This window comes from Clostridium sp. (genome assembly GCF_051654825.1).
GTDB lineage: Bacteria > Bacillota > Clostridia > Clostridiales > Clostridiaceae > Clostridium.
In genome coordinates this window covers 1-10,223 of sequence record NZ_JBOFYU010000276.1, presented here as the reverse complement: position 1 = coordinate 10,223, position 10,223 = coordinate 1, and the positions used below count along the sequence as shown (strand labels likewise).

General features: G+C 29.3%; 10 protein-coding genes and 1 tRNA gene. 10 read left to right on the top strand and 1 reads right to left on the bottom strand.

The genetic code is table 11. The annotated features are described in order from the left end of the window. The coding region (locus tag ACRDBA_RS16770) for an MATE family efflux transporter (RefSeq protein WP_438574079.1) at positions 1-463 on the top strand (463 nt) is incomplete at its 5' end. Between the two features lie 33 nt (positions 464-496). After that, positions 497-754, top strand: coding sequence for a hypothetical protein (locus ACRDBA_RS16765; RefSeq protein ID WP_438574078.1), 258 nt, complete (start codon positions 497-499; stop codon positions 752-754). Positions 755-960: 206 nt separating this feature from the next. Here the strand turns inward: ACRDBA_RS16765 and ACRDBA_RS16760 are convergent. Next, positions 961-1,044 (bottom strand) — tRNA-Leu (locus tag ACRDBA_RS16760). Positions 1,045-1,354: 310 nt separating this feature from the next. On the opposite strand from ACRDBA_RS16760, the gene ACRDBA_RS16755 reads away from it, so the two are divergent. From ACRDBA_RS16755 to ACRDBA_RS16720, 8 genes are all read left to right on the top strand, one after another. Next, the gene (locus ACRDBA_RS16755; protein WP_438574077.1) at positions 1,355-2,047 is read left to right on the top strand and encodes an iron-sulfur cluster assembly scaffold protein; all 693 of its coding nucleotides are present in this window, start codon (positions 1,355-1,357) and stop codon (positions 2,045-2,047) included. Positions 2,048-2,070: 23 nt separating this feature from the next. After that, positions 2,071-3,072 (top strand): GGGtGRT protein, encoded by a 1,002-nt coding sequence (locus ACRDBA_RS16750; protein ID WP_438574076.1) that lies wholly within the window; start codon positions 2,071-2,073, stop codon positions 3,070-3,072. Between the two features lie 128 nt (positions 3,073-3,200). Beyond that, positions 3,201-4,196, top strand: a complete 996-nt coding sequence (locus ACRDBA_RS16745; protein WP_438574075.1) for an exonuclease domain-containing protein — start codon at positions 3,201-3,203, stop codon at positions 4,194-4,196. Positions 4,197-4,417: 221 nt separating this feature from the next. Next, entirely contained in the window at positions 4,418-5,734 is a 1,317-nt protein-coding gene (locus ACRDBA_RS16740) for an NCS2 family permease (RefSeq protein ID WP_438574074.1), read from the top strand. Positions 5,735-6,175: 441 nt separating this feature from the next. Next, complete coding sequence (locus ACRDBA_RS16735) at positions 6,176-7,600, top strand: amino acid permease (RefSeq protein ID WP_438574073.1); 1,425 nt, start codon at positions 6,176-6,178, stop codon at positions 7,598-7,600. A gap of 248 nt (positions 7,601-7,848) precedes the next feature. After that, on the top strand, positions 7,849-8,115 hold the full coding sequence (locus ACRDBA_RS16730; protein ID WP_438574072.1) for a hypothetical protein: 267 nt from the start codon (positions 7,849-7,851) through the stop codon (positions 8,113-8,115). Between the two features lie 52 nt (positions 8,116-8,167). Beyond that, a complete protein-coding gene (locus ACRDBA_RS16725) occupies positions 8,168-9,073 on the top strand; it encodes a selenium metabolism-associated LysR family transcriptional regulator (protein ID WP_438574071.1) in 906 nt (301 codons plus the stop codon). 321 nt (positions 9,074-9,394) lie between these two features. Further along, positions 9,395-10,223: NADP-dependent isocitrate dehydrogenase (locus tag ACRDBA_RS16720; protein WP_438574070.1), on the top strand; the 829-nt coding region annotated here is incomplete at its 3' end.

Below are 10,223 nucleotides of genomic sequence, written 5' to 3'. Positions count from 1 at the left end.
AAATCAAATTGGAGCAGGTAAGGAAGAAGAAGCAAAAAGATATGGAAGAAAGTTTACTATACTGTCATTTATGATAGGAATAATATTAGGTATTTTAGTTTCATTACTTGCTACATCTATTTTAGGGTTATTTAATGTTTCAGAGGTGGTTAAAGAATATTCAACTATTATTTTAAGAATATATGGAGTATTTTACCCAATAAGAGTTGTAAACCTAGTATTAATAGTAGGAGTATTTAGGGGAGGCGGAGATGCAGGTTTTGCATTAAAAGTAGAAGCCTTTACTATGTGGCTTATAGGAGTTCCTATGGCATTTATAGGAGCAGCTATATTAGGATTACCTATATATCTAGTAATATTAATGGTAACAGCAGAGGAAGTAGTCAAATTTATTGCATCAATGATTAGATTAAGAAGCTATAAATGGGTTCATAATGTAATAGATAAAGCATCAGTAGTTTAATAATTTAAATTTATTATATATGGGGAGTAGAAAATGAAAACTTACAAACAAAGGAAAGCAGATGGAAGAATAGTAGTAACAAGGTTTGATAAAAATAGAAGTTATACAGAAGAGTATGCAAATATCCATGAATATAATAAAAAAATAAGTGATGATGGAATGTCAGTATTAAAAGTATTGATAGCACCGATATATTATCCAGCAAAGTTTGTCTTTTGGATATTATACATCATGATAAAGGGAATATATTGGGATTTACCAAGATTTATATATGGAAAAATTAAAAAATAAAATAACATAGAAGGTTATATAGCTTTAAAGTAAGAATTTAAATTACTTTAAAGCTATTTTATTTATAAATTTTATAAATGGATCTTTATACTGGATTGATTAGATGGGATTTGGAGCTGTTCAAGGAGATATAAAGTTAGTAAAATAAAAAACGCCAATTGATGAAACATAGTGTTTCTACAATTGACGTTTTTCTTGTTAGTAAATGGTGCCGGCAGAGGGAATCGAACCCTCACGGTAAAACCGCATGATTTTGAGTCATGTGCGTCTGCCAGTTCCGCCATGCCGACGTAAATTTAATTAATATACTTATAGTAACATATAATTCTATAATTATCAATAACTAAATTGTTAAAGGTAAATTTATAAAAAAATAGTAATAAAAATCTTGTTTGGAAGGAAAAGTTCTGTTATTATATGTGTAGGAAGAATTTATCCCATAGGGATGGAATTTGACCCAGTTATATAAAAACTACATAAACTAGTAGGAAACTTATAACTACTGAGGGAGAATATAAATCTTAGATTTAGTTATTCAAACTTAATCTTATATTTAAATAATATAAGAGGTTCATATTAATTTAGGGAGGAATCAATGATATGATGTATTCAAGAGAAGTTGAAGAAATGTGTGTTGTTGCTAAAGGGCCTAATCATGGTTCAGCACCAATCCCTGTTGAAGGAAGATGGGTACAAGCTAGAGAAGTTAAAGATATTTCAGGTTTAACTCACGGTGTGGGCTGGTGTGCGCCACAACAAGGAGCTTGTAAATTAACATTAAATGTTAAAAACGGAATAATAGAAGAGGCTTTAATTGAAACTATAGGGTGTTCAGGAATGACTCACTCAGCTGCAATGGCTTCAGAAATATTACCAGGAAAAACTATATTAGAAGCATTAAACACAGACTTAGTTTGTGATGCTATAAACACAGCTATGAGAGAGTTATTCTTACAAATCGTTTACGGAAGAACTCAAACTGCTTTCTCAGAAGACGGACTTCCAATAGGAGCAGGTCTTGAAGACTTAGGAAAAGGATTAAGATCACAAGTTGGTACTATGTACGGAACTGTTGCTAAGGGATCAAGATACTTAGAAATGGCTGAAGGTTATATTACTAAAATAGCTTTAGATGCTGACAATGAAATCATTGGATACAAATTCGTTCACTTAGGAAGAATGATGGAAATGGTTGCTAAGGGAATGGAAGCTAACGAAGCTATGGAAAAAGCTACAGGCCAATACGGTAGATTCGACGAAGCTGTTAGAACTATCGATCCAAGACACGAATAATAAGTTGAAGGAGGACAAGTATCATGCCATTATTTGAAAGTTATGAAAGAAGAATTAACCAAATCACTCCAGTACTAGAAAAGTACGGAATGACTAAAATAGAAGATGCTAAGGCTGTTTGTGACGAAAAGGGAATCGACGTTTACGAAATCGTTAAGTCAACTCAACCAATCGCATTCGAAAACGCTATGTGGGCTTACATTTTAGGTGCTGCTATAGCAATAAAGAAAGGTTGCACAAAAGCTGCTGAAGCTGCTGAAGCTTTAGGAGAAGGATTACAAGCTTTCTGTATCCCTGGATCAGTTGCTGACGACAGAAGAGTTGGTATTGGACACGGAAACTTAGGAGCTATGCTTTTAAGAGAAGAAACTAAATGTTTCGCATTCTTAGCAGGTCACGAATCATTCGCTGCTGCTGAAGGTGCTATCAAAATAGCTGAAAAAGCTAACAAAGTAAGAACTGAAGATTTAAGAGTTATATTAAACGGTCTTGGAAAAGATGCTGCTTATATAATTTCAAGAATCAATGGATTCACTTACGTTGAAACTAAGTTTGATTATGCTACAGGTAAATTAAACATAGTAAGAGAAAAAGCTTACTCAAACGGACCAAGAGCTGCAGTTAAATGCTACGGTTCAGACGACGTTAGAGAAGGTGTTGCTATAATGCATCACGAAGGTGTTGACGTATCAATCACTGGTAACTCAACAAACCCAACAAGATTCCAACATCCAGTTGCTGGAACATACAAAAAAGAATGTGTTGAAATGGGTAAAAAATACTTCTCAGTTGCATCAGGTGGTGGAACAGGAAGAACTCTTCACCCAGATAACATGGCAGCAGGTCCTGCTTCATACGGTATGACAGACACTATGGGAAGAATGCACTCAGATGCACAATTCGCAGGTTCTTCATCAGTTCCAGCTCACGTTGAAATGATGGGTCTTATCGGAATGGGTAACAACCCAATGGTTGGTGCTACAGTTGCAGTTTCAGTTGCTATAGAAGAAGCAATGAACAAGTAATAACTAAGATTTAGTTATTTATATAAAAAAGTACACGTTATTAATAATGTGTACTTTTTTTATTGATACTTTAAATATTAAAACATATATTATATAGAAACAAGAATTAAAGCATAAGAAGGTTTGATATGGGGAATAGGTATACAATCGGGGTATATTTCTATGTGAAAAAAGAAAAAGGAGTATTTAAATTACATTATTATATTAAAGATGGAAAAACTAATAGGATATTTAATAGAGAGAAGATAGATTTACGAGCTAAAACATATAGCGGATCAATGTTTATAGCGTTATCTATAATAAGTAATAAGTTATGTATATTAAAAAATCATGAAAAAATATCTTCAGAAGAATTGATTTTTATATTTTGTAATTCTAAAAAATTTGCTTATTCATTTGAAAATAAGGAGTATAATAAATCAAATTTAACAAAAAATATAGAAGATAATTTAGGTGAATTTTATAAATGTAATATATATTATTATCCTAATATAATCCATTTAATGAACTTAAATAAAAAAAAGAAAATAAGAAAAAAGCGAAAGTATAATAAAGGATTAATAGAATCATTAAAAAATGTTAATGAATTAGTCTTTTTTGACCTAGAAATGAATTGTGGAGAAGATGTAAGCTGCGAGGAAACTATAAGTATTGGAGCTGTAAAAACTACTAACAAAGGCGAAGTTGTAAAGACCTACTATAGTCTTGTTAACCCAAGTGTAAATAAGGTTCTTGGAGATAGATGTGTAGAAATAACTGGTTTAAATCAAGAAGAAATAAGTAATGCGCCTGAATTTGTAGAAGTATTTAAAGAGTTTGATAAGTGGTGTGGTGATGGCAATATATTATTTATTGCATGGGGAAGGAATGATCCTAAGACTTTAAAAAGAGATGATAAAAGATTAGGTGGAAGGCTTCAAATAATAGATAGAATAAGAGGAAATTATTTAGATTTTCAAGAGGTTTTGTGTAAACAGCATTTAGGATTATCAAATCATTTATCCTTAGAAAATGCATTAATTAATTATAATAAAGATTTTAGTGGTAACAAGCATAATGCTCTTGATGATAGTTTAAATTTAATGAAGTTGTATTTTGTTTCAAAGTTATATGAAATTAATTAAAATAGGTGAAGACTAGAATGTTTTCACCTATTTTAATTAATAATAGAGTAAATAAAACGAATGTTTAGAATATATTATTATGTAAATATTAATTAATGTAAAGGATATTACAGAAAATATTTAAAAATATTATAAAAATATTCGTAATTGCTATTGGAATTTATCGAAAAATGTTGTATTATAGTTCAGGGATTTATAAATAAAAGCGAAAGAGGGATATAATGAAAAAATTATCTAAAGCAAATGAATTACTAGACAATTATTTTGAGTTGAAAAAGAATGGTACAACAGTAAAAAGAGAAATGTTAGCTGGTCTTACTACTTTTATGACTATGGCTTATATTCTTATAGTTAACCCATCAATACTTTCAGCTGCTGGTATGGATAGCGGAGCTGTATTTACAGCAACAGCAATTTCAGCTATAGTAGCAACGTTAATTATGGGTATATATGCAAAGCTTCCTTTTGCTCAAGCACCAGGTATGGGATTAAATGCATTTTTTGCATTTACAGTAGTATTAGGAATGGGTTATTCTTTTGAATTTGCCCTTACAGCAGTATTTTTAGAAGGTATTATATTTATACTTTTAACTATTTTCAATGTTCGTGAAGCAGTAGTAGATTCTATTCCTACTAATATTAAAAAAGCAATTTCAGTAGGGATTGGTTTATTTATTGCTCTAATAGGCCTTGAAGGAGCAGGAGTTATAGTTCAAGGTGAAGGAACACTAGTAGCCTTAGGAGATATTACTAAAGGAACTGCATTATTAGCTATAATAGGAATAATTATTACAGGAATATTAATGGCTAAGAATGTTAAAGGAGCTTTATTCTTTGGTATGGTTATTACAGCTATAATAGGAATACCAATGGGTGTTACACCAATTCCTGAAGCAGTAGTAAGTGCTCCACCATCAATCAGTTCTGTATTTTTAAAATTTGAATGGCATAACATTTTTTCACTTGATATGTTAATTGTTTTATTCACATTATTATTTATGGATATGTTTGATACAATAGGTACATTAGTGGGAGTAGCTACAAAGGCTAAGATGTTAGACGAAAATGGAAAGGTTCCTAACATAAAGAAAGCATTATTTGCTGATGCAATAGGAACTACAGTTGGAGCTTGTTTAGGAACAAGTACAGTAAGTACATTTGTAGAAAGTGCAGCAGGTGTTGCTGATGGAGGAAGAACTGGATTAACAGCAGTATCTACATCAATAATGTTTGCAGTGGCATTATTCTTTGCACCTTTATTTGGTGTTATTACACCAGCTGTAACATGTTCAGCTTTAGTTTTAGTTGGGTTATTTATGCTTGAGCCTATAATGGAAATAGATCTAACTGACTGGACAGAAGCTTTACCAGCATTCTTAACAATTATAATGATGCCACTTTCATATAGTATCTCAGATGGAATAGTATTTGGAGTTGTTTCATACATATTAATTAAATTATTTACAGGAAAATATAAAGATATAAGTATTACTACTGTAATAGTAGGTATAATATTTATTTTAAAGTTTATAATATAAGACATAAATATATTTAAAGTAATAAGGGGTTGTCTCGTAAATGATTTTTTAATCATTCACGTAGATGACCCCCTTTTTCGTCGATAGTATAGAAATTTATTTCGATACAGACCCTTTTGTTTTAGTTAAAGTTTATATATTCAAAAAAATGATATTTTAATATCGTATTAATGTAACTTAGATTAATTTGTCTCTTTAGCGTGATAAAGTGTTAAATATGAATATAATAAGTTTTTAAAGGGCAATATAATGAAATAATATATTTGATGTTAATAAAATGTTAATATTTTAAAAATAAAAATAGTATTTTTAAAAAATATTAAAAAAAGAATAATCAGAAAAGTTTATAAATTGTCGAAATATAAAATTTTTGTTAAAATATTGGGGTAATAGTATAAATTTTAACAATCTAATTTAAATTTAAACACAGGAGGAAGAGTTATGTCAGATGATGCTAAAAGGATTCGTTGGTATAATCTAGCTTTAATGGCGTTTGTTTCTGTTTGGGGATTTGGTAATGTTGTAAACAACTTTGCAAATCAAGGCTTAACAGTAATAGTGTCATGGGTATTAATAATTGCTTTATATTTTGTACCTTATGCTTTAATGGTTGGGGAGTTAGGATCAACTTTTAAAGACGAAAGAGGGGGAGTAAGTGCTTGGGTTAAGCAAACTATGGGACCTACTCTTGCATACTTAGCAGGTTGGACTTATTGGGTAGTTCATATTCCATACTTAGCACAAAAGCCTCAAGCAGTTTTAATTGCTTTAGGATGGACTTTTAAGCAAGATGGAACTTTAATAAAAGATATGAGCCCTATGATTGCTCAATTACTTACACTAGCAGTATTTTTATTCTTCTTATGGATTGCTTCAAAGGGAGTAACTTCATTAAAGAAAATAGGAACAATTGCAGGGACATCAATATTTATTATGTCAATGCTTTATATTTTACTTATGATAGCTGCTCCAGCTATTAGAGGTGTTGAACTTGCAACAACAGATTTTTCAATAGGTAAATTAATGCCAGAGTTTAACTTTGCTTACTTTACAACATTATCTATGCTTGTATTTGCAGTTGGTGGTGCAGAAAAAATATCACCATATGTAAATAACATGAATAATCCAAGTAAAGAATTCCCTAAGGGAATGATAGTTTTAGCAGCTATGGTTGCTGTTTCTGCTTTATTAGGATCAGTAGCTATGGGAATGATGTTTGATGCAAATAATATTCCTAAGGACTTAATGATGAATGGGCAATATTACGCATTCTTGAAATTAGGTGAATATTATGGAGTAGGTAAGGTATTCTTAGTTATTTATGCCGCAGCAAATATGTTAGCTCAAATATCAGCTCTTGTATTCTCAATAGATGCACCATTAAAAGTGTTATTAGGAGATGCAGACACAAGATACATACCTAAGAAGTTAACTAAGGTTAACAAACATGGTGCACCTATTAATGGTTATATTATGACTGCAATACTTGTAGGAGTATTAATTATAGTGCCAGCTTTAGGTATAGGGGATATGAATGCCTTATTTGATTGGTTATTAAAGCTTAATTCTGTAGTTATGCCATTAAGATACCTTTGGGTATTCCTAGCATTTATAATGCTTAAAAAGCTAAGTGGTAAGTATAAATCAGATTATAAATTTATTAAAAATGATAAACTTGCTTTAGTAATAGGTGTTTGGTGTTTTGTATTTACAGCATTTGCTTGTATTATGGGTATGTTCCCAAATGCAGAAACCTATTCAACACAATGGTGGTTTGAAATTTCATTAAATGTAGCAACTCCATTTATATTACTAGGACTTGGATTAATACTTCCAGTAATAGCAAAGAAAAATTCAGTAAAATAAATGTAAAAGGCTATCTCTTAGGAGGTGGCCTTTATGTTTTAGAATTAAGAAGTAGTGAAAGTTAATATCTTATAATATTCACTGGTGTGTGAGTATGCTTTTAATGATAAATTTAGATGAAAATAAAGAGTTAATATAAACTGTTTTATCATATATACTTTATCACTTGTTGCAAAAAGTTTTTTAATGGTGTATAATAAGGACAAACAAATCAAAAACTAATATTAATAATATAGAGGTAGATGGATATGAAAAATTGGTTATACATAATTGGTGGATTTTTAATAGTAGGAATAATTGCAACTTTTGCAATACAGCTTTTAATTTGGGCCTTACCAATAATATTAGCGTTATACATATTCTTTAAACTAAAAAATTGGTTTAGTAGTAAAAAGGCTAAAACTCCATCTGGGGGATACACAAATTATACAAGCGTTAATTCAAAGGAAGATATATCAACTGAAGATGTTGGAGAAGTTATAGACGTTGATTTTGAAGATGTAAATAATAGATAATTTTAACTCAGCTAAGGCTGAGTTTTTTCACTTTAATATTAGGGGGAGAAAAATGAATTTTAGAAAACTAAAAATATTTTATGAAACAGCGAATTGTTTAAATATGACTAAGGTTGCAAAAGAAATGTATATAAGTCAGCCATCTATAAGTCAAAGTATAAATGAATTAGAAACAGAATTAAATGTTAAGTTATTTGATAGAATAGGAAAAAAATTATATTTAACACATGAAGGGGAAGTATTTTTATCTTATACTAGAAGAATGCTTAATTTATTTGATGAGGGAATAAAAACTATAAGAGAATATACTGATAACAATAAGGGGAAAATTGTTATTGGAGCAAGCACAACTATAGGGATATATATATTGCCTGAAATAATAAAAGAATTTTCAGAATTACATAAAGAAATAGAAATTTCTTTAATAATAGAAAACACTCAAAATATAGAAAAGCTTATATTAGAAAATAAAATTGACTTTGCTTATGTAGAAGGAGCAATAGAATCAAATGAAATAAATGTAGAAAAGGTATGGGAAGATGAATTAGTATTTATTTGTGGTCAAAATCATAAATTTAATGAATCTACTGTTATTAAAGCTACTGATTTAGAAAATGAAAAGTTGATTATGAGAGAAATTGGAAGTGGAACTAGAGAGTGCTTAGAAAATGTTTTAAAAACTAATAATATAAAGTACAAGACTTTTTTAGAACTTGGAAATACTGAAGCTATAAAGAGAACTGTAAAAGCAAACCTTGGAATAGGATGTATATCATATAGGGCTGTAAAAGAATTAGAAGCTTTAGGCGAAATCAATATTTTTAGATTAGAAGATTCAAAAGTAAATAGAGATTTATTTTTAATAACTCATAAAGATAAATACATTTCAAATAATATAAAAGAGTTTATAAGTTTTTCAAAACAAGATTTATATAATGATGATTTGTATAAAATTTAAATGATTATAAAAAATGTAAAGTATAATAAAATAGTTTAAAGGGTAGGTAGATTATATAATTTATCTATTTTTTTTATGATTTTTTTTAATTACATCTTATAAATAGATAAAATATAAAATAAATCAAAAGTTTTTTGGAAGAGTATAATTGAATGAAATAAAAATAAACTTGCAAAATATCCTTTAGAAATCATTTATTAATTAAAAATAACTGTAAAAGTGAATGTAAACGAGTGGATTGATTCAAAAATTAGAAATTTAAGTTTGAATAATTATGGAAAATAAGTTATAATAAAGAAGAATTAAAAGGGGGCGACACATATGGAAAAAATAAAAATGATTACACCATTAGTAGAAATGGATGGAGATGAAATGACTAGAGTGCTTTGGGCCAGCATAAAGGAAGAATTATTAAATCCATTTATTCAATTAAAAACAGAGTATTATGATTTAGGTATTGAATATAGAAATGAAACTAATGATAATGTTACAGTAGAAGCAGCTGAAGCTATTAAAAAATATGGGGTAGGTGTAAAGTGTGCAACAATTACACCAAATGCTGCAAGAATGGATGAATATGATTTAAAGGAAATGTGGAAAAGTCCAAATGGTACAATAAGAGCAATATTAGACGGAACTGTTTTTAGAGCACCTATAACAGTTGAATCAATTAAACCTTACGTTAGTAATTGGATAAAGCCAATAACAATTGCTAGACATGCCTATGGTGATGTTTATAAAGATGTAGAAATGAAGATTGAAGAAAAAGGTAAGGTTGAGTTAGTTTTCACAGGGGAAAATGGAAATGAAAAAAGAGAATTAATTTATAATTTCGAAGAAGAAGGAATAGTTCTTGGAATGCATAATAAAAATAAATCAATAGAAAGCTTTGCAAGAAGCTGTTTTAATTTTGCATTAGATTCTAAACAAGATTTATGGTTTGCATCAAAGGATACAATATCTAAAAAATATGATCATACATTTAAAGACATATTTGAAGAAATATATGAAAATGACTATAAGTCAAAATTTGAGGAGTTAGGAATAGAGTATTTCTATACGTTAATAGATGATGCAATAGCAAGAGTAATTAAATCAGAAGGTGGATATATTTGGGCATGTAAAAACTATGATGGAGATGTAATGAGTG

What these genes read in the sequence shown, in the direction of transcription:
- ACRDBA_RS16765 (WP_438574078.1), top strand. Translation starts at nt 497, where the DNA reads ATGAAAACTTACAAACAAAGGAAAGCAGATGGAAGAATAGTAGTAACA.
- ACRDBA_RS16755 (WP_438574077.1), top strand. Translation starts at nt 1,355, where the DNA reads ATGATGTATTCAAGAGAAGTTGAAGAAATGTGTGTTGTTGCTAAAGGG.
- ACRDBA_RS16750 (WP_438574076.1), top strand. Translation starts at nt 2,071, where the DNA reads ATGCCATTATTTGAAAGTTATGAAAGAAGAATTAACCAAATCACTCCA.
- ACRDBA_RS16745 (WP_438574075.1), top strand. Translation starts at nt 3,201, where the DNA reads ATGGGGAATAGGTATACAATCGGGGTATATTTCTATGTGAAAAAAGAA.
- ACRDBA_RS16740 (WP_438574074.1), top strand. Translation starts at nt 4,418, where the DNA reads ATGAAAAAATTATCTAAAGCAAATGAATTACTAGACAATTATTTTGAG.
- ACRDBA_RS16735 (WP_438574073.1), top strand. Translation starts at nt 6,176, where the DNA reads ATGTCAGATGATGCTAAAAGGATTCGTTGGTATAATCTAGCTTTAATG.
- ACRDBA_RS16730 (WP_438574072.1), top strand. Translation starts at nt 7,849, where the DNA reads ATGAAAAATTGGTTATACATAATTGGTGGATTTTTAATAGTAGGAATA.
- ACRDBA_RS16725 (WP_438574071.1), top strand. Translation starts at nt 8,168, where the DNA reads ATGAATTTTAGAAAACTAAAAATATTTTATGAAACAGCGAATTGTTTA.